The organism is uncultured Microbulbifer sp., assembly GCF_947504145.1.
Lineage (GTDB): Bacteria > Pseudomonadota > Gammaproteobacteria > Pseudomonadales > Cellvibrionaceae > Microbulbifer.
The window spans coordinates 648,350-671,915 of record NZ_CANNGQ010000002.1; the positions used below are offsets into that span (position 1 = coordinate 648,350).

Annotated in this window: 21 protein-coding genes; 12 read left to right on the plus strand and 9 right to left on the minus strand. The window is 58.5% G+C overall.

Annotated elements, in window-relative coordinates; all coding sequences use genetic code 11:
- The first annotated feature begins 36 nt into the window (after positions 1-36).
- Positions 37-1,248, plus strand: a complete 1,212-nt coding sequence (locus Q1A74_RS09325) for an imelysin family protein (RefSeq protein WP_299595014.1) — start codon at positions 37-39, stop codon at positions 1,246-1,248.
- A gap of 116 nt (positions 1,249-1,364) precedes the next feature.
- On the opposite strand, the gene Q1A74_RS09330 is transcribed toward Q1A74_RS09325, so the two are convergent.
- The 5 genes from Q1A74_RS09330 to Q1A74_RS09350 all read right to left on the minus strand — a co-directional run bounded on the left by Q1A74_RS09330 (position 1,365) and on the right by Q1A74_RS09350 (position 8,739).
- The gene (locus Q1A74_RS09330) at positions 1,365-1,898 is read right to left on the minus strand and encodes a DUF882 domain-containing protein (protein ID WP_299595016.1); all 534 of its coding nucleotides are present in this window, start codon (positions 1,896-1,898) and stop codon (positions 1,365-1,367) included.
- Between the two features lie 514 nt (positions 1,899-2,412).
- Positions 2,413-3,900, minus strand: a complete 1,488-nt coding sequence (locus tag Q1A74_RS09335; RefSeq protein ID WP_299595018.1) for a L,D-transpeptidase family protein — start codon at positions 3,898-3,900, stop codon at positions 2,413-2,415.
- 15 nt (positions 3,901-3,915) lie between these two features.
- Complete coding sequence (locus Q1A74_RS09340) at positions 3,916-5,247, minus strand: L,D-transpeptidase family protein (RefSeq protein WP_299595020.1); 1,332 nt, start codon at positions 5,245-5,247, stop codon at positions 3,916-3,918.
- 287 nt (positions 5,248-5,534) lie between these two features.
- On the minus strand, positions 5,535-7,514 hold the full coding sequence (locus Q1A74_RS09345) for a L,D-transpeptidase family protein (protein WP_299595022.1): 1,980 nt from the start codon (positions 7,512-7,514) through the stop codon (positions 5,535-5,537).
- Positions 7,515-7,920: 406 nt separating this feature from the next.
- Positions 7,921-8,739 carry an NRDE family protein gene (locus Q1A74_RS09350; protein ID WP_299595024.1) on the minus strand — a complete coding sequence of 273 codons (819 nt, stop codon included), beginning with the start codon at positions 8,737-8,739 and terminating at the stop codon, positions 7,921-7,923.
- Positions 8,740-8,829: 90 nt separating this feature from the next.
- On the opposite strand from Q1A74_RS09350, the gene lgt reads away from it, so the two are divergent.
- From lgt to Q1A74_RS09400, 10 genes are all read left to right on the plus strand, one after another.
- Positions 8,830-9,693 carry a prolipoprotein diacylglyceryl transferase gene (gene lgt / locus Q1A74_RS09355; protein ID WP_299595026.1) on the plus strand — a complete coding sequence of 288 codons (864 nt, stop codon included), beginning with the start codon at positions 8,830-8,832 and terminating at the stop codon, positions 9,691-9,693.
- A gap of 31 nt (positions 9,694-9,724) precedes the next feature.
- A complete protein-coding gene (locus Q1A74_RS09360) occupies positions 9,725-10,558 on the plus strand; it encodes a thymidylate synthase (RefSeq protein ID WP_299595028.1) in 834 nt (277 codons plus the stop codon).
- Positions 10,558-11,076 carry a dihydrofolate reductase gene (locus tag Q1A74_RS09365; protein ID WP_299595030.1) on the plus strand — a complete coding sequence of 173 codons (519 nt, stop codon included), beginning with the start codon at positions 10,558-10,560 and terminating at the stop codon, positions 11,074-11,076. The genes Q1A74_RS09360 and Q1A74_RS09365 overlap by 1 nt, the downstream gene beginning before the upstream one ends.
- Before the next feature lie 273 nt (positions 11,077-11,349).
- Positions 11,350-12,132 carry a DUF3450 domain-containing protein gene (locus tag Q1A74_RS09370; protein ID WP_299595032.1) on the plus strand — a complete coding sequence of 261 codons (783 nt, stop codon included), beginning with the start codon at positions 11,350-11,352 and terminating at the stop codon, positions 12,130-12,132.
- On the plus strand, positions 12,129-13,499 hold the full coding sequence (locus Q1A74_RS09375) for a MotA/TolQ/ExbB proton channel family protein (RefSeq protein ID WP_299595034.1): 1,371 nt from the start codon (positions 12,129-12,131) through the stop codon (positions 13,497-13,499). The genes Q1A74_RS09370 and Q1A74_RS09375 overlap by 4 nt, the downstream gene beginning before the upstream one ends.
- A gap of 14 nt (positions 13,500-13,513) precedes the next feature.
- The gene (locus tag Q1A74_RS09380) at positions 13,514-14,041 is read left to right on the plus strand and encodes a MotA/TolQ/ExbB proton channel family protein (RefSeq protein WP_299595036.1); all 528 of its coding nucleotides are present in this window, start codon (positions 13,514-13,516) and stop codon (positions 14,039-14,041) included.
- A gap of 150 nt (positions 14,042-14,191) precedes the next feature.
- Positions 14,192-14,593, plus strand: a complete 402-nt coding sequence (locus tag Q1A74_RS09385) for a biopolymer transporter ExbD (RefSeq protein WP_299595038.1) — start codon at positions 14,192-14,194, stop codon at positions 14,591-14,593.
- 5 nt (positions 14,594-14,598) lie between these two features.
- Positions 14,599-15,219, plus strand: a complete 621-nt coding sequence (locus Q1A74_RS09390; protein ID WP_299595040.1) for an energy transducer TonB — start codon at positions 14,599-14,601, stop codon at positions 15,217-15,219.
- A gap of 13 nt (positions 15,220-15,232) precedes the next feature.
- On the plus strand, positions 15,233-16,570 hold the full coding sequence (locus Q1A74_RS09395) for a lipopolysaccharide assembly protein LapB (protein ID WP_299595042.1): 1,338 nt from the start codon (positions 15,233-15,235) through the stop codon (positions 16,568-16,570).
- A 236-nt stretch (positions 16,571-16,806) separates the two neighbouring features.
- Entirely contained in the window at positions 16,807-17,457 is a 651-nt protein-coding gene (locus Q1A74_RS09400) for an energy transducer TonB (RefSeq protein ID WP_299595044.1), read from the plus strand.
- 65 nt (positions 17,458-17,522) lie between these two features.
- Here the strand turns inward: Q1A74_RS09400 and ilvD are convergent, their stop codons facing one another.
- From ilvD to Q1A74_RS09420, 4 genes are all read right to left on the minus strand, one after another.
- Positions 17,523-19,358: a dihydroxy-acid dehydratase gene (ilvD, locus tag Q1A74_RS09405; RefSeq protein ID WP_299595046.1), complete on the minus strand. Its 1,836-nt coding sequence runs from the start codon at positions 19,356-19,358 to the stop codon at positions 17,523-17,525.
- Positions 19,359-19,560: 202 nt separating this feature from the next.
- Positions 19,561-20,874 carry an amino-acid N-acetyltransferase gene (gene argA, locus Q1A74_RS09410; protein ID WP_299595048.1) on the minus strand — a complete coding sequence of 438 codons (1,314 nt, stop codon included), beginning with the start codon at positions 20,872-20,874 and terminating at the stop codon, positions 19,561-19,563.
- 160 nt (positions 20,875-21,034) lie between these two features.
- Positions 21,035-22,189 (minus strand): acetylornithine deacetylase, encoded by a 1,155-nt coding sequence (gene argE, locus Q1A74_RS09415; RefSeq protein ID WP_299595050.1) that lies wholly within the window; start codon positions 22,187-22,189, stop codon positions 21,035-21,037.
- 23 nt (positions 22,190-22,212) lie between these two features.
- A complete protein-coding gene (locus Q1A74_RS09420) occupies positions 22,213-23,076 on the minus strand; it encodes a carboxylate/amino acid/amine transporter (RefSeq protein ID WP_299595052.1) in 864 nt (287 codons plus the stop codon).
- Between the two features lie 18 nt (positions 23,077-23,094).
- Here Q1A74_RS09420 and Q1A74_RS09425 point away from each other — a divergent pair, with 18 nt between their 5' ends.
- Positions 23,095-23,565 carry a DUF6314 family protein gene (locus tag Q1A74_RS09425; RefSeq protein ID WP_299595054.1) on the plus strand — a complete coding sequence of 157 codons (471 nt, stop codon included), beginning with the start codon at positions 23,095-23,097 and terminating at the stop codon, positions 23,563-23,565.
- The last annotated feature ends 1 nt before the right edge of the window (position 23,566 follow it).

Consider the following 23,566-nt stretch of genomic DNA (forward strand, 5'->3'; position numbering starts at 1 on the left):
TTCCCTTCTACGCACAGAAACGAGTTCGGAAATCACGTGAAATACGCAGTCTTCAAATCTTTTCCCGCCCTGGCCCGGACCTTGCCGCTCGCATTGGCCCTGACTGGAGGCCTGTTGCTGACAGGCGGTTGTGAGCGCAAGGCGCCACAGACCGAGACAGAAACCGGTACCCAGTCGGCGCCAGTACAGGTAATCAACGAAGCCGCCGCCGATGCCTTCTCGTCCGAGTACTGGCAGGCCGGGCAGGCGCAGATTATTGATGCGGAGGCCGCCGGCCAGGCGCTGGCGCGGGCAGTGGCAAAACTGCTGGAGTCTCCCACCGAAGATCACCTGGAGGCCGCCAAGCTGGCCTGGCTGGACGCTCACCGGGAGCTGGCCGGTTCGATGCCGTTTATCAAGGTGGCTTTCTCGCCCGCGGATCTTCAGCAGCAGGGCAAAGAATTGCTGCTGGCCCTGGACAGCTGGCCCACCCAGGCCGGATATCTGGATACGGTGCCGGGCTACTCGTCCAGTGGCATCGTCAACGACACTGCCATCGAACTGACTCTTGCCAATCTGCGCAAACAGCACCGCTTGACCGCCCATGAAGAGGCCAGCACCGGGTTTCACGCGCTGGAAGTCATGTTGTGGGGGCCGACCAGTGAGCGCACTGCGGGCCAGTTTGCCAAGGCGAGTGCCGGAGAGAAGCCGGAAGCCCAGGCCGCCAATCGCCGCCGGGAGTTGACCCGCCTGATCACCCAGGGGATCAGCGAGGATTTGTCCGGTCTGTCCGCGCGCTGGCCGCTGACCGCCAATGACCTCTCCCAGCGCTATCTGGCCAAGCCGCCGGTGGCGCGCCTGCAGTGGATCCGCTCAGCGCATATGGATCTGCTGCGCAATGAGATTCTGCCGCGCTTGCCGGAAAGCTCAGAGAGTGATGTGGAGAGCGGCCGCGCCGCAGACTCCAAACAGGCGCTGCTGGCCATGTTGCGCAATCTGCAGGCCAGCTGGCTGCCGGAAGGCGGCGGTGGGCTGGCGGACCTGATGCTGGACCGGCACCAGACCACCGCGCTGGCGCAGACATTTGCCGAGCTGGAGGAGCGGCTGCTGAAAATGGAGGACCCCATCGAGCTGGCGGCGCCGGATGAGCTGCAGCGCAGCCGCCATCAGATCGAAGCGGTATTGGGGCTGATTTCCGGTGATACCGAGGTCCCGGCGCGGGAAGAGGATATGACGCCGGTTAGCGTGACGATGCCGGTCGAGGATTAGCCGCCGACAGTCGTCCAAAAACCGTATTCGCAAACGCAGAAAACCCAGGCAATGCCTGGGTTTTCTGGTTTGGGAGCTTGTTTAGACGCTTGCCCCCGGGCCAGCGTGGCTGGTGATTACCAGCGGCGTACCGGACCGGTGTCGACGTGTACGAAGTTACTTTTCGGGTAGTAACCCACACCGCCAGCCTTCAGGTTGATTGCCGCCTGGCGCAGCTTGGACAGTGCGACACCCGGCATGCGGATATCCAGTGCCATACCGCGGGTGTGGTAGCTTCGGCGCGCCACGCCCCGGCCAGCTGCGCGCAGCTTGGCGTTGGTCTTGGGCGAGCGATATCCGGAGATAATCTCGACTTCGCCGTTGTAGTTCAGCTTTTCTTTCAACTTGTACACGATATCGAACAGTTTCGGGTCCATACGTGTTACTTCGTTGGCGCGGTGGTCGCGCAGCAGGCGATTGAATTGCTTCAGGCCGCTGCTGGCGTAGTCGCCGTCCGCCCAGTAGGCGGTATTCAGGCGCTCACCGGTGTGCAGGTTGCGCATCTTCAGGTTGCGCGACTTGCCCACTTTTGCCATTGCGGGGCCGGCTGAAACCGCCGCCGCGGTGGCTGCAGAAACTGCTAAAAACCTGCGTCGTGAAAGTTCTTTCATACCCTGTTACCGCCTTTGGTCTAGTCGTGAGTGTTGCCGTCTTGAGCATCTGATCTTCGAGTTGCTTCCGGTGCCACTCGGCATGGATGCACTGTACGAAAAATAATCATTGGTTACAAACAGATCAGCGCTTATCACTAATTGATCAAAAAATAACCTGGTGTTTTTTTTCTAGCAGGCTAGGGAAGGCGGATTATTTTTGCCGGTCAGTCATGGGGAAGCCCTAAAAACCGGGTGACAGCGCTGTCATAATTAGAATTAAATTTTTCTCTGACTGGTGGGTGTTCGGTTGGCTTCCATTTGCTGGCCTCGCCGAGACTGCCGGGTTCTGGGGACGGGAAATGCCGGTTTCAGGGCTGTCCAGACGGCTTTCCGGGCTGGGAAGGCGTTGCTGGGGCGGGGGGGGATATACGAGATGACGCAGAAGAGGGGGAGTGCGGAACGGATAAATTGCTCATCCACATCAGGAAAATGGGCCTCCCTGGTCGTTTGCGCACGGGGGAGGCCGCTGGGGTCAGTTATCCCGGTGATAGACGTCCGGGCGGAACTGCACCTTGCCCAGGCCATCGACCCAGGCGGTTAGGTAGGCAATGAACAGTTTGGGCGGGTTATCCACTTTGATAGTGACCGACTCGTCTCCTGTGGTCGATTGAGCGACCCGGGTTCTGTCCCAGCCCTGGGGGCCGAGCAACGCATAGGCCAGCTCTTCCGGCTGTTCCAGGCGGATACAGCCGTGGCTGTACGCCCGGTGCGGGTGTTCGAACAGGCTCTGGGCCTGGGTGTCGTGCAGGAAAATCGCCTGCTTGTTGGGGATCACGAACTTCACCCGCCCCAGGGTATTGCCCGGGCCTGAGATCTGGCGCAGGGTCGCCTTGCCATTGGCGGCACTCTGGATGCTTTCATCGCTGATGGGGGTGGTGGTGTTGGTACCGTATTTCACTACCCGGTAGCCCCGTTTGTGCATTGCCTCAGGGTTGTTGCGGGCCTTGGGTAACAGATCGGTGAGCAGGATACTGCGGGGCACCGTCCAGGTTGGGTTGAATACCACCGAGACCACTTTGGTGGTCATGTCCGGGGTGCGTTTGCTGCTTTTGCCCACCACGGTTTTCATCGACAGCGCGATGCGCCGGTTGTCGATCAGCTGCAGCTGGTAGTCCGGCACATTCACCAGAATGTAGCGTTTGCCCGGCTTGTCCGGGAGCTTGTCCCAGCGCTCGGCATTGATTTCCAGTACCCGCGCCAGCGCTTCTGGCGGGCGCTCCAGCTCTTTCAGAGTGGCCCTGTCGGCAATGCCGGTGACGGGGATACCGTGGCGGCGCTGGTAGGACTCCAGTGCCAACTGTAATCCCGCGTCAAAGCGGTCGGGGCTGGCGGCGGCTTCGATAATTGGCCCGGGGTGTCCGCTGTAGTCGCCGAACAGCTGCAGTAGCTTGCGCAGCTGTGCGACGCGCGGCCCCTGGTCACCGGCGCGCAGAGTCGCGCCGGTGGCAATGGGCTGCCAGTGGTCTTTCAACTGACGATAGTGCTCAGCCTGTTTGCGCAGGGTATCGCCCGCGGTGGCGAAATTCACGGCGCTGTCTTCACCGGTGTAGGGTGTGCCTGCGGCATCTGCGGCATCTGCGGCATCTGCGGCATCTGCGGCATTCGCTATATTTGCGCCGCTTTCTTCTTTCTTCGGTTCTGATGCCGTTTCTACGTCTGCTATTTTTTCCGTTTGTTGGTGTGCCGGTTTGTTTTTAGCGGTTACCTGTCCTTCCTCGGGTTGTTCGGCTTTTTCTTTCTTCGCTTTCGGCTGTTCGGCTTTTTGCTCGGCCTGCTGTGCTTGTTCCGTTTCCGCCGGTTCTGCCGGCGCGGACTGTTCCACCGGTGGTTCGACAGTGTCTTCGACAACGGCGTAGGTCGTTAACGGCAGGAGTGCACAGCAGCTGACAGCCACGATGGCGTAAAAGTGACGGCTACTGGTTCGTCGGCAATGTGATCTGGCGATGGTATTGGTGCGCATGGAAACCCCCGTTCCTCATTCGGCCTGGCTGCTATTGCTGCCTGTGGGCTGGTCGCGGTCGTAGATATCCGGGCGGAAATTCAGCAGCCCCTCTTCATCCACCCAGGCTGTCCAGTAAACGATGTGCACGGGAATTGGCTGATCCAGGGCGACGGAGCGGGTGCGGCTGCCACTGGTATAGCGGGTGAGCCGCTCCGCGTCCCACTTGCTGGGCCGGGAGCCCTGATCGGCGAGAACGATCTGCGCGAACTCCTGGGGTTTTTCCAGGCGGATACAGCCGTGGCTGTACGCGCGCTTGCTGCGGCTGAACAGATTTTTTTTCTGGGTGTCGTGGAGAAAAATCGCCTGTTGGTTGGGGATCACAAACTTGAAGCGCCCCAGGGCATTGCCCTCACCGCCGCGCTGCTGCAGGGCCACACTGCCGAGGCGCAGAGCCCGCAGGTTGTGGCCGCTGAAGGGCACGGACTTGCCGCGGTTGTTCACCAGGCGGTAGCCACCGGCGGTCAGGTTGGCGCTGCCCTTTGGCAGCAGTTCGCGCACGGCGATATTTCTTGGCACCGTCCAGGTGGGGTTGAAGACAACCCGGGTAAGGCGGGTGCTCAACTGTGGGGTCGGGTGCTTGGATTTCCCCACCACCACTCGCATCCGGTACTGCTCCTGCTCGCCCTCCATCAGGCGCAGGGTGTATTCGGGGATATTGACCACAATGTGTCGCGGCCCCAGGTCTTTGGGCATTTTCTCCCAGCGGTCGAGATTGGCCTGCAGGGTGGCGAGGCGGCGCGCGGGAGGTGTGTTCAGATGCTCGCGGGTGGCGCGGTCGACAATGCCATCGGCACGCAGACCGTGGCGGCGCTGGAAGCGCTCCACTGCCCGGCGCACATCGCTGTCGTAGAGCTCGGCGGCGGCTTTTGTGGCACTGGCTTTCCCGTTTTCGTCGAGTTCGGCACTGGCCATATCGTTGGCGGTGGGCAGGTCCCCGTACTGCATCAGCAGGCTGCGCAGTGCTCTGACCTGCGGGTCGCGCACGCCTGGGGCCAGCGTCTGGCCTTTGGGCAAGGGTTGCCAGTGCTCCCCCTCACTCAGGGTGCGGTAGCGCGCCAGCTCTTCGCGCATCAACGCGTACTGGCGGCCGTAGGGGGTAAACGGGCTGTATGAGCCGGAGACGGTGGCGAATTCGGAAGGGTTGGTGGAGGTGACCGGCTGTTCCGGTGTCTGCTCCTGTGTCTGTACCGGCGCCTGCTGGCTGTCGGTACCCGGCGCTGTGGATTCCAGTGACGCCGCATCCAATGAGAGCGAGAGCATCACCGCCGCGCCCAGATTCAATTGAAAATCCCGTCTGTTACCCATCGGTGACCCCTGAAGCCAGTCTCAAACGGCCGGTTGGCCGCAAAGCGTATGAACCGGCCCAGAATTTCTCCGGACGAGCTCTGACCCTCTAATTGGTAACTTGTGACCGGGTTGGCGCCAAATAAGATTGGGGTATGCGGAGGGGGACTTTGTAGCGGATTCGGAATAACTGCCTGGGAATGGCAGCTCTGGAGTAGCGACTCCAGAGGAGCTACCGGGTGGATCTTCCACCCGGTAGCTGAGGGGGGCAGTGAGAGAAGTGGGGTTAAACGGTGTTCAGTTGATGGTTACTGGAACTGGTTGACCGCGAGGCCGTCTTTTCCGTAGATGTCCGGACGGAAGTGCATGCGACCCTGGCCATCCACCCAGGCGGTCCAGTAGGTGAGATAGACCTTCACGTTCTGGCTCATGCGCACCTCGGTGGTTTCGTCGCCGATGGTCAGCTGCTCGATCCGGTAGCGGCTCCAGTCGCCCGGCTCGTCTCGCAGCAGTACCTCTGCCAGCTGGCGCGGCTTGGCCAGGCGTACACAGCCGTGGCTGTAGTCGCGGTCGGTGAGGCCGAACAGGCTCTTGGCGCGGGTGTCGTGCAGGTAGATATCGTCCCCGTTGGGGATCTCGAACTTCACCCGGCCGAGAATGTTTTGCTCACCACCTTTCTGGCGCATCAGGAAGCCACCGGCGGCGGCGCGTTTCAGGTTCTGGGAATTCAGGGGCAGGTATTCACCGCTGCCATTGACCACCCGGTATCCCATGTTTTCCATGCCGTGGGGGTTGGCGCGGGCCTTGGGCAGTATCTCATTCACCAGGATGCTGCGGGGCACCGTCCAGGTGGGGTTGAATACCACCCGCGCCACGCGGGTATTGATCTCTGGGGTCTGGTGGATTTTTTTACCCACCACCACGTTCATCGAAAGCTTGATCCGGTCGTGCTCCACATAGTTGAGGTTGTATCCGGGAATGTTGACCTGAACAAAGCGTTCGCCGAGGTTGGCGGGCAGCTTTTCCCGGCGGCGGATATTGGTCTCGATGATATGTGCGCGCGCCGTGGGAGAGATGTTCAGGCGCTCCCGGGTCTGGCTGCCCACGATACCGTCGGGTTTCAGGCCGTGACGAATCTGGAAGCGAACCACTGCCTGGTGCAGGCTCTGGTCGAACTTCTTGCTGTTCATATCGCCGTAGCCGTAGTAATCCCCGTACACCGCGAGCATGTTGCGCAGGTGGACCACATTGTTGTGCTTGGCCCCCATGGTCATCGCCGGGCCAGCTGGCAGCGGGCGCCAGCGGCCGGAAGCGGCCATGTTGCGGTAGTGGGCGAGCTGCTCACGCAGGGCCTGGGCATCGCTGCCAAACGGAGTGTTTTCCTCGACGAACAACCCTTCGCCGTGGCTGGGAGCCCGCCCGGCGCCTTCACCTTCTCCTTGCAGGTTGCGGAAGCGGGGCATAACCCGGGGGTAGGTCTGCGGGTAGCTGCGGGTGGAGTAGCGTGCCGAGTGGCTGGTACCGTAGCGAGAACCGCTGCTGTAGCTGTTGGCTCGCTGGGTACTGTCGCGCTGTGTGTAGTAGCGCGACCGATCCACACTCTGGCTACCGCGGTTGTAGCCGCGGAAGTACTGGCGGCCGCTGTCGTTGGCGGCAAGGTGTATCGGCTCTTCGGGCCAGTCGTCGGCAGTGTCGGAGGAAAGGCTGCGGGTGCTGGCCATCTGGAAGCCTCCTTCAGTCAGGTTCACCGGGGTGATGTCCTTCCCGCGCAGGCGCGGCTGGTGCTTGGGCGCGCTCGGGTTGAGCTTGTCCAGCTGGGTGTCCTGGGCGTAGGAGATGAACGCATCGGTCAGCAGCACATCGAGTACCGCGGCCATCTGCAGTCGCTGTGGCGTATCCCGCAGGGTGCGGTCGAAGTAACCCAGATGATAGCGATAGTCCACCATACTGCTGGGGTTCCCCGAACTGGACGCGGTGAGCTGCTTGAGCAGATCGTTGGCGGTATCGCTCAGGCTGTAGTTATCGAACCACAACAGGCGGTAGTCCGTGCGGCGATAGATGCGGCGTACCGCCACCGGGTTGAAGATGGGGTCCTGGGCGGGCCAGGCGTCGGGGTTGTCCTCCAGCCAGTTCACCAGATGTGGACGCACGGCGTTCTCCGGCAGAACCGGGACCGTTTTCTGATTGGCAGTGAAAGCGTAATAGAGGGCGAACACGCACAGGCTGCCGAGAAAAATCAGTGGCAGCGATGATTTGCGTTTGCGACGCTCTGGAATGAAATATGACATGGTACCTCAGCGATACTGCAGGGCGCCGGTTTACAGTGCGGAAGCCGGGTGCCCGATCGTTCATACCTTCCCAACCTTCGGCGCGCCTCTCCTGAAGCAATTGACGAAAAAGTCCGTCAACGGCGCACCTAAGTCGAGCATCCCGCGCGACCTTCCTTTTATTGAAGCGGATATCGAGAACACTTAGCGCGTATCTCAACATCCGCCTGCCTGTGAAATTAAGTATGGCAACAAATGCGAAATTTGCTTGGCGCGAACTTCATTTCACCTTACGAAATAACGGGCCGGGAAATGATCGAAGCGCAACTGGTCGATCGCGGTGCCAAGTTGATGGGGAAAAGACGCCAAACTGGCGGAAAATAACGGGGTGGAATGGTTTGCGAGATTTGAAAGAAACGGGCGGGGATTACTTGGCGGGACAGGAAAAATAACGCGGATTGCCACTGACCACCCCGTCAGTATAAGTCTGCTCCCACAGCTGCACGCCTCCGTTTCTGTCTACCGTGACCAGTGTGCTGGCACGGGTCCCGTACCCGCCACCTAAACCGCTATTGCCGTCGGTATCCCGGTCATTGATACGCACAAAAATGGAGGACAGTGCCGATTCCATGGCGGGGCCTACCCCTGTATCGGGCAGCTGTGGCTCCGGTGCGCGGCTATCGTCGGCGAGCAGCGCCAGTGCGGGGGTGACAAAATTGCCGGTATCTAGCCTGCTCGGCAGTCCATCGATGAGGGCCGCCAGCCCTTGGCAGCCGTCGCGGACCTTGGGCCAGGGCGCGTCCGGAGCGCCGTTGGAGATGCCGTGTACACCGGCAGGCATGGTAAAGGGAGCGTGGCGATTGTTTGCACAGACCAGACCGTTTTCAGTGTGGTGGTCAAACAGCAGGGCGTTGAAACCCCGGTAGCGGGCGCCCGGCAGCGCTGCGGCATAGTCCTGTGGGGATTGACCGCCGTCGAGAAAATTGGCCGGTATCTCGCCGCGCGAGAGCACCCTTGCAGGTTCGGGTGTGCCCGGTTCTCTGATATTGGTCACCGCAGCGACCCGTCCTCCCGGAGTGATGCCGAGCCAGGTGCCCCCCGCCTCGAGATCCCGGCCGGCAATTATGGCGCTGCCAACCCAGTGGTGCGCCGGTTCCGTCGGGCGCCGGTAAAACTCGTCCCTGTTCGCCAGTAGAAGGAGTGGATACTGGGGGTGCTGCTGGTAGGCGATCAATAGAAGGCACATGGATTTTCTTCTCGCGTCCTAACTCGGGCTTTAAATGGCAATGAGTTTCCAACCATAATAACGCCCACTTTGAATAACCGCGGTTCGAGCATGCTGACTTACCCCGAAATTGATCCTGTTGCGCTGGCCATCGGGCCCCTCAAGATCCACTGGTATGGCCTGATGTACCTGGCCGGATTTGCCGCAGCTTGGTGGCTGGCCATGCGCCGGGCGCAGAAACCGTGGTCGCCGGTGATCAAATCCGAAGTGGAAGATCTCATCCTGTTCTGTGCCATCGGCGTGGTGCTGGGTGGCCGTATCGGATACATGTTCTTTTATAACTTTAATGAGCTTGTGGCCCACCCGCTCAGCCTGTTCAAGGTGTGGGAAGGCGGAATGAGCTTTCACGGGGGGCTGGTCGGTGTGATGCTGGCGGCCACAATTTACGCGCGCAAGATCGGCACCACCTTCCCGGCGCTGATCGATTTTGTTGCCCCGTTGGTCCCCATTGGCCTGGGCCTCGGCCGTATCGGCAACTTTATTGGTCAGGAGCTGTGGGGCCGCGAGACCGACGGTCCCTGGGGCATGGTCTTCCCGCGGGACCCGGAGCTGCTGGTGCGTCACCCGTCCCAACTGTATCAGGCCTTTCTCGAGGGGCTGGTGCTGTTCGTGGTGCTGTGGATATTCTCCAGCAAGCCGCGCCCGCGTCTGGCAGTGGGTGGCCTCTTCATTCTTCTATATGGCATCTTCCGTTTCCTGGTCGAATTCGTGCGCCAGCCGGATGTGGGCATCGAAGTGATGTTCGGCTGGATGACCCGCGGCCAGCTGCTGTGCCTGCCGATGATCGCCGCCGGTATCGCTCTGCTGATCTGGAGTTACCGCACCCAGCCGATGCCCGAAGGGCGCGGTCAGCAGGAAGAAAAGCCGAATGCTTCCAAAGGTGGTGCCCGCACCGCCAAGAGCGAAGCCAAGTAAATTTTTAGCCAGCGAATTAGTAGTCATATAAATGAAACAATACCTGGACCTGATGCGCCACGTGCGCGATAACGGCACCGACAAGAGCGACCGCACTGGCACCGGCACCCGCAGTGTTTTCGGCTACCAGATGCGCTTTGACCTGGCGCAGGGCTTCCCGTTGATCACCACCAAGAAGTGCCACCTGCGCTCCATCATTCACGAGCTGCTGTGGTTCCTGAAGGGCGATACCAATATTGCTTACCTGAAAGAAAACGGGGTGCGTATATGGGACGAGTGGGCAACCGCAGACGGTGACCTGGGGCCGGTCTACGGCTATCAGTGGCGTTCCTGGCCCACCGCCGATGGCCGCCACATTGATCAGATCAGCGATCTGGTGCAACAGCTCAAAACCCGTCCGGATTCCCGTCGTCTGATCGTCAGTGCCTGGAATCCGTCGGATCTGCCGGACGAAGGCGTCTCCCCGAGCGACAATGCCAGTGCCGGTAAAATGGCGCTGGCTCCCTGTCACGCCCTGTTCCAGTTCTATGTCGCCGACGGCAAGCTCAGCTGTCAGTTGTACCAGCGCAGTGCGGATATCTTTCTGGGGGTTCCCTTCAATATCGCCTCTTACAGCCTGCTGACCCTGATGCTGGCGCAGGTGTGTGACCTGGAGCCCGGGGACTTCGTGCACACCTTTGGCGATGCCCACCTGTACTCCAATCATATGCAGCAGGTGGAGGAGCAGCTTTCCCGGGAGCCGCTGCCACTGCCGCAGATGTTGCTCAACCCCGAGGTCAAAGACCTGTTTGACTTCCGCTTTGAAGACTTCGAGCTGAAGGGCTACGAAGCCTATCCGCATATCCCTGCCCCGGTGGCGGTGTAATGGCGGCGGCCTCGCCAACGCTGGCGATGATCGTGGCCATGGCCCGCAACCGCGCCATCGGCCGGGAAAATACCCTGCCCTGGCGCATCTCCGGGGACCTGCAGTTCTTCAAGCGCACGACGATGGGAAAACCAATCGTCATGGGGCGAAAGACCTTCGAATCCATCGGCCGTCCTTTGCCTGGGCGGCCGAATATCGTGATCACCCGTAATCCGCAATGGGGTGCCGACGGGGTAACCGTTGTATCTTCGTTGGCGTCGGCTCTGGATGCCGCCAGCCGCGACGCCGGGCGTGACGGCGCCGATGAGGTGATGGTGATCGGGGGTGCAGAGATATACCGGCAGGCCATGCCGCTGGCGGGGCGTTTGTACGTCACCGAAGTGGATGCGGAGGTGGAGGGGGATGCTTTTTTCCCGTCGCTGGACGCATCCTGGCAGGAGGTCAGCAGGGACTGTTACCAAGCCTCTGATAACGACGAGTACAACTACTGCTTAGTTCAGTACGACAGGTTTAAATAAAAAACAGTTTGACTAAAAAGTACTCTATCGAGTAGTTTTGATTAAATGTTGCACAAAGTAGCCCGCCGCATATGTGTGCATGAAACCCGAGGGTGTTACCCAGGTGTTACCCAGCTACACAGCTGAGGCGGTGCAGTCAATCCGCATTTGAATAATCAAATCGGCTGTTTACAATGTGCGGCTCTTAGCTGTCTTCAAACCAAAAACTACCGCGTTGTGGCAGCTAATCCATCGCGACCATGTTGTGAAATATTGAACCCACTGGGGGGTCTAATGAAAACCAAGCGATTCATGGCTGTGGCGCTGACCACTGCGCTGTCTGCCGGCGCACTGTACGGTAGCGTAGCCACTGCGGACACTATCAATACCGTCCTCAAGGTCGGCGAGCAGAAAACTGCTGCGGCCACCGCATCTCAAAAGCGCATCGACACGATCGCTCAGGAAACCTCTGACCTGCTGCAGCAGTTCAAGGTTGTGAACAAAGAAATCGACGGGCTGCGCGTATATAACCGCCAGCTCGAGAAGCAGCTGGCTAACCAGCTGTCCGTGATCAAGGATCTCGACGAGTCCATCGATCAGGTAACCGTGATCGAGCGTCAGATCCAGCCGCTGATCCTGCGTATGCTGGATGGTCTGGAGCAGTTCATCGAACTGGACGCCCCCTTCAAGTTGGCCGAGCGTAAGTCCAACCTCGAAGGTGTTAAAAACAATATGGACCGTTCCGATATCACTGTAGCGGAGAAATTCCGTCAGGTGCTGGAGCTGTACAACTTCGAAGCGGAATACGCGCGTAAGATCGACAGCTACGGCGACACCCTGAACGTGGGTGGTCAGGATCGCGAAGTGAACGTACTGCAGATCGGTCGTATCGCTCTGGTAGCTCAGACCACCGACTCCAAAATCTCCCTCGCCTATGACAAAGCGCAGAAAGCCTGGGTTGAAGTGGACGCTGGCGAATACCGTCGCGCCATCATGCAGGGCCTGAAAATCGCTAAGAAACAGGCCACTACCGATATCATGACTATGCCGATTCCGGCTCCGGAGGCTGCGCAATGAAAACCTCTATCGCCAAACGCGTCCTAGCCGTTGCGGCCGCTGGCCTGATCAGTGTTTCTGCTGTAGCCCAGGACAAAGCATCTTCCCTGGACCAGCTGCTGAAGATGGTTCAGAGCTCCAAAATCTCCGAGTCCGCCGAGCACAAAAAGCGCGAAGCTGACTTCCGTCGCCAGAAGGCTAACCAGGCTTCTCTGCTGAGCCAGGCGGAAAATACCCGTACCTCCGAAGAAGCCCGCTCTGCGGCGCTGGAGAAGAAGTACGAAGAACAGGAACTGCTGGTACAACAGAAACGTCAGCAGCTGGACGAGCGCCTCGGCTCTCTGAAAGAGCTGTTCGGTCACCTGACTTCCACCGCTGGCGACCTGCGCGCCAACCTGCAAACCTCTCTGGTTTCTGCCCAATACCCGGGCCGTGCCGAGTTCCTTGATCAGCTGATCGAGAAAATGAACTCTGCTACCAAGCTGCCGACCATTCAGGAAATCGAACGCCTGTGGTACGAGCTTCAGCGTGAAACCGTAGAATCCGGCAAGGTTGTGAAGTTCAACAGCACCGTAATCCTGCCCGACGGCGAACAGGCCGAGCAGGAAGTGGTACGTGTTGGTAACTTCAACGTTGTTTCCAATGGCAAGTACCTGGAAATGAACGACAGCCAGAAACTGGCCGAGCTGATCCGTCAGCCCAGCGGCAAGTATCTGAGCATGGCTTCTGACCTGCAAAGTGCTACCAGTGGCTTCAGCGCCTTCGGTATCGATCCTACTGGTCCTACCGGTGGTTCCTACCTGAAAGCAATGATCGCGAGCCCGAGCATTGTTGAGCGCTGGCATCAGGGCAAGATCGTTGGTTACATCATTACCGCCGTTGGTGTGGTTGCGGTGCTGCTGGCCATCTGGCGTCTGATCGTGCTGTCTGGTGTGAATGCCAAAGTGAACTCTCAGCTGCGTTCTTCCACTCCGAACACCAACAACCCGCTGGGTCGTGTTCTGGCAGTGGCCGAAGAGAACAAAGGTGTAGACGGTGAGACTCTGGAACTGAAGATGGAAGAAGCGGTGCTGAAAGAGCGTCCGGCCATCGAATCCGGTCTGAACCTGCTGAAGATCATTGCCATGGTTGCCCCGCTGCTGGGTCTGCTGGGTACCGTGACCGGTATGATCATCACCTTCCAGGCGATCACTATCTTCGGCGCAGGCGATCCCAAGGCAATGGCCGGCGGTATCTCCTCTGCACTGGTAACGACCGTACTGGGTCTGTGTGTGGCTATCCCGACTGTGCTGCTGCACACCATCGTGAACGGCCGCGCCAAACGCATCCTGCACATCCTGGACGAACAGAGCGCCGGTATCGTTGCAGAAAACGCTGAGCGTAAATAAGAGGAGGCGGCAACATGCACGCATTAAATGACGCATGGGCCGCCGTTGTCGCCTTTATGGCGTCGGGCGGGCCAGTACTACTTCTGATCGCCGGCCTGACCTTCTTCATGTGGACGCTGATTTTCGAGCGGGTCTTTTACTTCAATGGCAGCCTGAAGCGTGATGTTCAGGGTGCAGTGGACAGCTGGGAAGCGCGCCCTGAGCGCAAATCCTGGGGTGCCCACCAGATCCGCTACGCACTGGTTTCCCGGGTATCCGAGAAGATTCAGAGCAATATGGACATGATCCAGACCTGTGTTGCCCTCGCGCCGTTATTTGGCCTGTTGGGTACCGTCTGGGGCATGATCAACGTGTTCGAAGTTCTCGCGATTACCGGCGGTGGTGATGCTAAGCAAATGGCCAGTGGTGTATCCATGGCCACCATCCCGACAATGGCGGGTATGGTGACCGCACTGTCTGGTGTATTTGCCAATACCTACATCACCCGGACTGCCGAGCGTGAAACCCAGCTGCTGGAAGACCATCTGACGATGGATCACTAAGGCACCACAATAGCGTTGCTGACGTGGCCGAAAGGGTACGCCGGTAGCGGAGAAGGTTTAGCCAGTAAGGGAGCTTCCATTTGTACTGAGTGCAATGGAGGCTCCACAGGGCCAAATCTCGCTATTAGCATTTCGCTAGAGAGAGTTGCAATGAGCAGAAAAAAGACTACGGCAGAAGAAGAAGGCCAAGCGATTGACCTCACGCCCATGCTGGACGTGGTGTTCATCATGCTGATCTTCTTTATTGTCACCGCGACCTTTATCAAGGAACCGGGTATCGACGTTCTGAAGCCGGAAGCGACAACCGCTGATCTCAAAGCCGCCTCTATTCTGGTAGCGATTAACGACAACAACGAAATCTGGATTGCCAAACAGCACGTAGACGATCGCCTGGTGAAAAACACCCTGGAACGTCTCTACGCAGAAAACCCGAAAGGGTGGTTGGTCATTCAGCCCGATAAAAAGGCGAGTATCGAGAAGGTTGCCCTGATCGCAGACGCGGCCAGGAAGATCGGAATCGAGAAAGTGTCGGTCGCTACAGAGAAGAGTTAACAGCTATGAACCCGGTAAGACTAGTAGGGGCGGGTGCGCTGGCGGTAGCCACCACTTTTGCCCTGATCTTCACCATGCATGCGCTGATCGAGGCCAACCTCGGTGCTCCGGAAGAGGAGGATCCGATCAAGGTTGCCGACGTCGTGATGCCGGAGACGAAGATCGAAACAAAATACGATACCAGCAAACCGGATAAACCCGACGAACCTGAACAGCCGCCGCCCGATATGCCGGAGCCAGAGTTTGACCAGCCGGATATAGACAATGCTCTGAACATGTCTGCACCCGCTGCAAGCGCTGGCATTCAAGTCGGCGGAATTGGTGGTTTCGCCTCTGAAGGCGATTACCTACCGATTGTGAAGGTGCAGCCCCAGTATCCGCGTCGCGCACTGCAGCGTGGCATCGAAGGCTGGGTAGTTGTGGAATATACGGTGACCAAGAACGGTTCTGTACGTGACCCGCGTGTGGTGGAAGCTTTCACAAAAGATGGCAACCCGACCACAATCTTCAACCGCGCTGCGGTGAAGTCTGCGCTGAAGTACAAGTACAAGCCGCGGGTTGTTGATGGTGAGCCGATTGAAGTGCCTGGTGTAAAAACCAAGATCAGCTTCAACATGGCGCAATAAATAGGGGACGCATATGAATATGACGACCGTGACGAAAGGCCTGTCCAAATTCGTCCTGCGCACGTCCGTAGCGCTGCCCCTGGTACTTGCACCAGCAGTAAGCGTTACCGTACTGGAAGCTGTTGGCGTGTCTGCTTCTTTCGCCCAGGCCGAGGCCCAGGGCGAGCAGCAGACCCGCAAAGTACCGGCCATGCGTGAAAACGTGTTCAAGAAGCTGGGCAAAGTGCAGGAAGCTGCCGATGCCCAGAACTGGCCGGCCGCGCTGGCTGCGCTGAAAGAAATGGAAGCCGGGAAGGACAAGTACAACGGTTATGAAACCGCCCAGATGTACTACTTCTATGGCTTTGTTTACTACAGCATGGAGCGGTATCCGCAGGCGATTACCTACTACAAAAAAGTACTGCAGCAGGGTGAACAGAACCTGCCGGTAGCACTGGAAGTGGGTACTCTGCTGACCGTGGCCCAGTTGTACTTCGTGCAGGAAGACTACAAGCAGGCACTGAGCTACCTGAACAAATGGTTTGCCGTAGCGGATAACATCAGTGCGGATTCCTACGCTCTGCGTGCCCAGGCATACCACCAGGTAGGCAATGCGAAAATGGCGATGGCCGATATCTCTACTGCTATCAGCATGTACGAGAAAGAAGGCAAAACGCCGAAGGAAAACTGGTTCCAGCTGCAACGCTACTTCTACTATGAGCAGAATGACTACAAAAATGTAGCCAAGGTGCTCGAGAAGCTGGTGAAGCACTACCCGAAAGGTGAGTACTACAAGCAGTTGGCGGGTATGTACGGTGAGCTGAAGCGTGAAGACGATATGCTTCACATGATGGAAGCTGCCTACATCGCCGGTGCCCTTCAGAAAGAGAAAGAGCTGTTGAACATGGCTTATCTCTTCATGGGTGCTGAGATGCCGTACAAAGGTGCCAAGGTCATCGACAAGGGCATCGACGAGAAGAAGATCAAGCGCACCTCAAAAAATCTGGAAACTCTGGCGCAGGCCTACCAGATGGCTCAGGAGCTGCAGAAGTCTATTCCCGAGTTGGAAGCTGCTGCCAGCATGTCTGACAAGGGCGATCTCTACTCCCGTCTGTCCGGTATCTACCTCGATCTGGACAACAACGAGAAGGCCGTCGACATGGGTGCCAAGGCGCTGAAAAAAGGCGATATCAAACGCCCGGATCAGCTCTATATCGTTCTCGGTATGGCCAATGCCAACCTGAAGAAGTACGACAGCTCTTTGAAGTACTTTGAGAAAGCGCTGGATGACAAACGTTCAGAGAAGTTTGCCAAGCAGTGGATTACTTTCGTCAAAGCAGAGCAGGAGCGTGAGAAGCAGCTCGCCATGTAAGTTTTACATGCAAGCCAGTCGCTTCATGCGAACCGGAAAAGCCGCACATTGTGCGGCTTTTTTTTTGGCCAAAATTCCGCAACTCTGGCGCAATACTGATCAATTAATGCGAATTATTTGCAGTTTCGTGAGAATCAACTAAATACTGAAAGTAGCTGATCAGCTTTTTCCACCGCGCCGCTACAGGTATCTCGGCGCGACCAATCAACACCTTAAAATAAAAAGGAGAGGTGTATATGGAACAGGCTTATCCGCTCAATTCCAATCCTCTATTTGCTCTATCCACGAAAGCCACAACCCTGGTGCGCAATGGCGCTCTGGCCCTGGGGGTAACGGGGCTGTTGCTGCTGGGAATGACCCAGCTTATCGCCACGGACTACCGGGCTCCTCCAGAGGTACTGCCGCCACAAGTGGCAGCTATCCATATGCCGGATGTAAAGCCCACCGTGCACAAAGCGGAGCCGATCGAGAAGCCTCAGGATGTACCTCCGTTGATGGAGCCAATGCCGGTCGAGCGCACGATTGAACCGGGGGTGGTTCCTGTCACTATCGGCGCGCCGGTGGTGGCGGGGCAAAAGGTCGATGCGACGATTGTGAGTTCAGGCCCTCTGCCCATCTACAAACCGGCCCCGCGGTATCCGCGGCGGGCACTGGCGAAAGGGCTGGAGGGGTACGTCGTGGTTGAGTTCACCATCAGTAAAAACGGTAGTGTGAAAGATCCGAGAGTTGTCGGTGGCTACGACTTCAGTGGCGCGCCAACGGAAGTGTTTAACCAGTCCGCCCTGAATGCGGTTGAGCGCTTTAAGTATCGCCCGACTGTGGTCGAAGGGAAGCCGGTCGAGAAGCACGGCGTGCGCAACCGGATTACTTTCAAGATGGCCGAATAAAAGGAGTGTAAAAAAATAGCGGGCAATGCCCGCTATTTTTATTCTGGCGTGTTTCAGTGCTAGCTTCAGTCGATCTCTCGGATGGCACCTTTATCGGCGCTGGTGGCAAGAAGTGCATACGCCTTGAGTGCACGACTGACTTTGCGCGGGCGTACCTTGGCCGGCTTCCAGCCCTCAGCACCTTTCGCGTCCATGGCCGCACGGCGACGCTGCAACTCCTCTTCTGGAATAGCCACCTCGATCAGGCGGTTGGGGATATCGATACGTATCGGGTCGCCATCCTGCACGAGAGCGATGTTGCCGCCTCCCGCCGCTTCCGGGGAAACGTGCCCGATAGACAGGCCAGAAGTACCGCCGGAGAAGCGGCCGTCGGTAATCAGTGCGCAGTATTTCCCCAGCCCTTTGGATTTCAGGTAGCTGGTGGGGTAGAGCATTTCCTGCATCCCCGGACCACCTTTGGGGCCTTCGTAGCGGACGATGACCGCGTCACCTTCCTTAACCTTGCCTTCAAGAATATGCGCCACCGCATCTTCCTGGCTCTCGACAATATGCGCCGGGCCCTCGAACTTCCACAGCTCTTCTTCTACCCCGGAGGTCTTGACCACGCAGCCGTCTGGGGCGAGGTTGCCAAACAGCACCGCAAGTCCGCCCTCGGATGAGTAGGCGTGCTCCACCGAGCGGATACAGCCCTGCTCGCGGTCGCCATCCAGATTGTTCCAGCGGCAGTCCTGGCTGAATGCGGTTTGTGTGGGGATGCCCGCAGGGCCTGCGCGGAAAAATTTGTGTACTGCAGGGTCGTCGGTGCGACGGATATCCCACTGCTCCAGGGCTTCCTTGAAGGAGTTGCTGTACACCGTGGGCAGGCTGGCATCCAGCAGGCCACCGGCTTCCAGTTCACCGAGAATGGCCATCACGCCACCGGCGCGGTGTACGTCTTCAATATGGTATTTCTGGGTATTGGGCGCCACCTTGCACAGCTGCGGGATCTTGCGCGACAGGCGGTCGATATCCGCCAGAGTAAAGTCGACCTCACCCTCTAGCGCCGCCGCCAGCAGGTGCAGAATGGTGTTGGTGGATCCGCCCATGGCGATATCCAGCGCCATGGCATTGCTGAACGCGGCACGGTTGGCGATGCTGCGAGGCAGGGCGGAATAGTCATCCTCTTCGTAATGGCGCTTGGCCAAGGCGACGATCTCGCGGCCGGCGCGCAGGAACAGCTGTTCGCGGTCTGCGTGGGTGGCCAGCATGGTGCCATTGCCCGGCAGGGACAGGCCTAGTGCCTCGGTCAGACAGTTCATGGAATTGGCGGTGAACATACCGGAGCAGGAGCCGCAGGTTGGGCAGGCGGAGCGTTCGTATTCGGCCACCATTTCATCGCTGGCGTCGTCGGTCGCGGCGATCACCATGGCGTCGACCAGGTCGAGCTTGTGCTCGGCGAGCTTGGTCTTGCCCGCTTCCATGGGGCCGCCGGAGACGAAAATCACCGGAATATTCAGGCGCAGGGCGGCCATCAGCATTCCCGGGGTAATCTTGTCGCAGTTGGAAATGCACACCAGCGCGTCAGCGCAGTGGGCATTTACCATGTATTCCACTGAGTCGGCGATGATCTCGCGGCTGGGCAGGCTGTAGAGCATGCCGTCGTGGCCCATGGCGATACCGTCATCCACAGCGATGGTGTTGAACTCTTTGGCCACACCACCGGCTTTCTCGATTTCCCGCGCGACCAGCTGACCCATGTCTTTCAGGTGCACGTGCCCGGGCACGAACTGGGTAAAAGAATTGGCCACGGCGATAATCGGCTTGTGGAAATCGTCATCCTTCATGCCGGTGGCGCGCCACAGGGCGCGGGCGCCGGCCATGTTGCGGCCAGCGGTGGAAGTGCGTGAACGGTACTGAGGCATAGCGGTTCTTAAACGTGGTTTACAAAAATGGATTGGCCTGGGAAGCAGGCGAGGGCACTACATCGGCGTTGACCGGTGTAGACAACAACGGAGCGCCCGCGAGCCCGACAGGTTAGCAAAACGGGAGAAAATTTGCGCGGTTTGCGGCGCAGCTGGCTGTGGGCGCAAGGCTTGTCCGTCATGCGCCCACTTGTCCGCAATCCTATTGCCCGTTGAGCCGTTTGCGTAAAACGCGCGAATTGCGCTGGATGTTGTACAGGGATTTGCGGCTGGTGGGCAGCTCGGACACATCTACCTGCTCAAAACCGCGCTCGATGAACCAATGCTCGGTCTGGGTGGTGAGCACATAGATTTCCGGCAGCTCCAGAGCCTTTGCCTGCCGTTCCAGATGCAGCAGCAGTTTGGCCCCGCGGCCGCCACCACGAAACTCCGGGTGAATCGCCACACACGCAATCTCTGCCGCAATCATATCCGCCTGATCGTCCAGAATCGGATAGAGGGCCGCACAGGCTACGGGCGTACCGTCCACTTCCACCAAGGTGAAGTGGTCAATTTCCGCCTCAAGTTTTTCCCGCGAGCGCCGCACCAGAATACCCTGTTTTTCCAGCGGCCGGATCAGCCCGAGAATGCCGCCCACATCCTGAATGCGTGCGCGCCGCACCACCTCGTAGCTGTCGCGGTAAATCATGGTGCCGGCGCCTTCCCGGCGGAACAGCTCCTGCAGCAGGGCGCCGTTGTCGCCATAGCTCAGCAGATGTACCCGCTGAGTGCCAGCATTACAGGCGCTGATCGCACAACTGAGGGTTTCACTGTCCAACTGTTCGGCCACATCCTCTGCCTGGTGAATACTCAGATCGTAGACTGGCTCGCCGTCCACTTCGAGCTGAGGTTTGTCGCGGAACAGAACCAGCTTTTCCGCGTTCAGGCTCTTCGCCGCCTCCGCCGCCAAATCCAGATAGTTCAGATTGAACAGTTCCCCGGTCAACGAAGTGCCGAGCGGCGACAGCAGCACCAGCGCACCCTCTTCCAGGGCGCGGCTGATCGCTTTAGTATCCATCCGTCGAACCCGACCGGTCCAGCGCATATCGGTTCCGTCGATAATCCCTTCCGGCCGCGCGGTAACAAAGTTGCCGGAGAGCACCTTGAGCGAAGAATTGGCCATGGGCGAATCCGGCAGCCCCTGGGAAAACGCCGCCTCGATTTCAAAACGCAGCCTGCCCACCACGCCCTTGATCACTTCCAGTGTCTCGCGATCGGTGATGCGGGTATTGCCCTGGAAGCGGCTCTGGATGCCGGCGCATTCCAGTGCGCGGTTCACCTGCGCACGCGCACCAGGCACCAGTACCAGGCGCACGCCGAGGCTGATCAGCAGGGCGAGATCGTGCACCAGGTTGCGAAAGTTCTCGTGCTCAAACCCTTCACCCGGAATGGCGACCACCAAGGTTCGCCCGCGCAGATCATTGATATAAGGCGCGGCGTTTCGGAACCAGTTGAGGTTGGTGGTTTTGGTGTTCACAATCGTTTCTTGTCAGCAGTTAAGTGGGTTGGTGGTGCAATATACCGTATTTTCTGCGGCATTGATGGTTGTGTGCGCACGCATTCGCCGTCAGACCTACAGGAGCCTCGGTGAAGGTATCACCCGGTAAGGTGACCGCCAGTATGTCGTGCGTATACGACTAAAGGCAGAAGCGCCCAATCATGCCTTTAAGGATCTCCACCATCGGGTCAATCCGCTCCAGTCCCAGGTATTCATCCGGCTGGTGCGCCTGATCGATATCCCCGGGGCCGAGTACGATGGTCTGCATCCCCAGCTTCTGCAAAAACGGCGCCTCGGTGGCAAAAGCCACGCTCTCGGCAGTGTGGCCGGTCAGCTTCTCGGCCACTTTTACCAGCTCCGATTGTGCCGGCTCCTCGAATGCCTCCACGCCGCCAATCAGTGAATCCATTTCCAGCTGAATCTTTTCACTGCCCACCACGTTTTTTAGCCGTTGGTGCAACTCACCGCGCAAATCGTCCATGGGCATCCCCGGCAGCGGCCGCAGGTCGAACTGCAATTCCGTGTGGCCGCAAATCCGGTTGGGATTATCGCCACCGTGAATACAGCCAAGATTGAGGGTCGGCACCTGCACCGCAAAGCCTGGGTTTTTATAGCGCTCCTGCCACTCGCCGCGCATTTTCAAAATCTCGCTCATGGCACTGTGCATCGCCTCAAGCGCACTCGCGCCGTAAGCGGGGTTGGAGGAGTGCCCTGCCTGGCCGGTAATGCGCAGCCGCTCCATCATCATGCCCTTGTGCATGCGAATGGGTTTGAGCCCCGTAGGCTCACCGATTACCGCATAGCGGGCTTTGGGCATCCCGGCTTTTACCAACGCGCGTGCGCCGGACATGGAGGTTTCTTCATCGGCGGTGGCGAGAATGATCAGGGGCTGTTGCAGGACTTTTCCAGAAAAAGCTTTTGCGGCCTCAATCGCCAGCGGGAAAAAGCCTTTCATATCCGTGCTGCCGAGACCGTAAAAACGGTTGTCCCGCTCGCTCAGCTTGAACGGATCCGATTGCCAGCGGTCGTCGTCGTATGGAACGGTATCCGTGTGCCCGGCGAATACCAGCCCGCCGTCTCCCTGGCCGAGGGTGGCGATCAGGTTGGCTTTATGGGGTTGCTCTTCAATGGGCATTACCTGTACAGAAAAGCCCAGTGTTTCCAGCCAGGCGGCCAAAAGGTCGATGACGCCACGATTACCCATATCCAGTTTTGGGTTGGTGGCACTGACGCTGGGGCTGGCAACCAACTGTTTCAGCTGGCTCTGCAGATCGGGCAGCGTGTGGATGCTCATTGTTTTGTCCTTTTAGCGAGAGATCAAATCCGTCTATGTTTGTTGCGCCATTCGCTGATCAGCACGGCGGCAACGATGATGGCGCCGCCGGTGGCAAGGCGCGGTAAATCTGCATCGCGATTCCAGATTAACAGGTTTACCAGTAAACCGGCGGGAATCAGCGCGTTGTTCATGGCCGCCAGGGTACCCGGAGAGACCTGAGTGGCGCCTTTGTTCCACAGGAAATAACCAAGGCCGGAGGCAATGGCGCCCAGCCACACCAGTACGCCCCATTGAACGCTGCCGGTCGGGTACTGCGGTTTGCCAAGTATCAACCAGGCAACACTTGCCACGATACTGGCACCGATAAAAAACCAGCCGAAGGTTTGCCTCGGTGGCAGAGAGTTGCCGCGCTTTGTCTCAGATTGCATAAACTGCCTGTAGGCTACTTGCCCTGTGGCAAAACACAGGTTGGCGCCCTGCACCACCAAGAAGCCGCGCCAGTAGCTATCACTCAGGTTGTCCCAGCGAATGACGGCGGCACCGATGACGGCGATGGCGGCAATCAGCAGGTTCCAGAGGGAAAATTTCCGTGCCAGCAGGTCATAGATCAGCGCGATATACACCGGGGTGAAGATGGTGAACAGCAAGACTTCCGGTACGCTCAGTAGTAAAAATGACTGGTAGTAAAAAAGGTACATGAGCCCGAGCTGGACCGCGCCGATGGCCATAAGGGTCAGTGCCGTGCGCGGCGGGGTGCGCCAGTTGAGGAAGGGCAGAAATGCCAGGGTGGCGAGCAGTACCCGGGTGAGTACAGAGAAATAGCTATCTACCTGGCCGGCGAGATAGACGCCGATCAGACTGAAGGAGAAGGCCCACAGGAGGGTGACCAGTATCAGTAAAATCATGAAAATGTGTGGTGTCCGGTGAATACGCTGGCGGATTACATAGCTTTGGCGGCGCTGGCGCAATTGGTTGAGCGGCTAAAAAAAGTTCGTGCATTCAGTTTCAATGCCAGCAATGGCCCGGGCTCGCAAACCAACTGGCGCGGGCATGGGCGCGGTGAGGTGGAGGTGACAAGCTTCGGTGCACATACTCTGTTTGCGGAGCGTGCTGAGTTTACCGATGGCGATGGTCACAAAATTGACCTGCAAAATACCTATCGCTGGACACGCTGTATCGACTTTGTGCGGCTGGAGCATTTGCGCCGTGAAAAGCCGGTGCTGCTTTTCAACCTCGTTCCGTTGACCGAGCATGGGTTTCGTCACCAGTCTCCGCATTTGTGTGGCGAGGATACCTATACCGCCGACTTGATTTTGCACCCGGATGAAATTGAGTTGATCTGGCAGATTGATGGGCCACGGAAAAACGAGAAGCTGCATTATCACTACTGGTAGC

Coding starts and splice junctions, on each gene's coding strand:
- Q1A74_RS09330 (WP_299595016.1), bottom strand. CDS start 1,898: ATGAAAGAACTTTCACGACGCAGGTTTTTAGCAGTTTCTGCAGCCACC.
- Q1A74_RS09335 (WP_299595018.1), bottom strand. CDS start 3,900: ATGCGCACCAATACCATCGCCAGATCACATTGCCGACGAACCAGTAGC.
- Q1A74_RS09340 (WP_299595020.1), bottom strand. CDS start 5,247: ATGGGTAACAGACGGGATTTTCAATTGAATCTGGGCGCGGCGGTGATG.
- Q1A74_RS09345 (WP_299595022.1), bottom strand. CDS start 7,514: ATGTCATATTTCATTCCAGAGCGTCGCAAACGCAAATCATCGCTGCCA.
- Q1A74_RS09350 (WP_299595024.1), bottom strand. CDS start 8,739: ATGTGCCTTCTATTGATCGCCTACCAGCAGCACCCCCAGTATCCACTC.
- lgt (WP_299595026.1), top strand. CDS start 8,830: ATGCTGACTTACCCCGAAATTGATCCTGTTGCGCTGGCCATCGGGCCC.
- Q1A74_RS09360 (WP_299595028.1), top strand. CDS start 9,725: ATGAAACAATACCTGGACCTGATGCGCCACGTGCGCGATAACGGCACC.
- Q1A74_RS09365 (WP_299595030.1), top strand. CDS start 10,558: ATGGCGGCGGCCTCGCCAACGCTGGCGATGATCGTGGCCATGGCCCGC.
- Q1A74_RS09370 (WP_299595032.1), top strand. CDS start 11,350: ATGAAAACCAAGCGATTCATGGCTGTGGCGCTGACCACTGCGCTGTCT.
- Q1A74_RS09375 (WP_299595034.1), top strand. CDS start 12,129: ATGAAAACCTCTATCGCCAAACGCGTCCTAGCCGTTGCGGCCGCTGGC.
- Q1A74_RS09380 (WP_299595036.1), top strand. CDS start 13,514: ATGCACGCATTAAATGACGCATGGGCCGCCGTTGTCGCCTTTATGGCG.
- Q1A74_RS09385 (WP_299595038.1), top strand. CDS start 14,192: ATGAGCAGAAAAAAGACTACGGCAGAAGAAGAAGGCCAAGCGATTGAC.
- Q1A74_RS09390 (WP_299595040.1), top strand. CDS start 14,599: ATGAACCCGGTAAGACTAGTAGGGGCGGGTGCGCTGGCGGTAGCCACC.
- Q1A74_RS09395 (WP_299595042.1), top strand. CDS start 15,233: ATGAATATGACGACCGTGACGAAAGGCCTGTCCAAATTCGTCCTGCGC.
- Q1A74_RS09400 (WP_299595044.1), top strand. CDS start 16,807: ATGGAACAGGCTTATCCGCTCAATTCCAATCCTCTATTTGCTCTATCC.
- ilvD (WP_299595046.1), bottom strand. CDS start 19,358: ATGCCTCAGTACCGTTCACGCACTTCCACCGCTGGCCGCAACATGGCC.
- argE (WP_299595050.1), bottom strand. CDS start 22,189: ATGAGCATCCACACGCTGCCCGATCTGCAGAGCCAGCTGAAACAGTTG.
- Q1A74_RS09420 (WP_299595052.1), bottom strand. CDS start 23,076: ATGATTTTACTGATACTGGTCACCCTCCTGTGGGCCTTCTCCTTCAGT.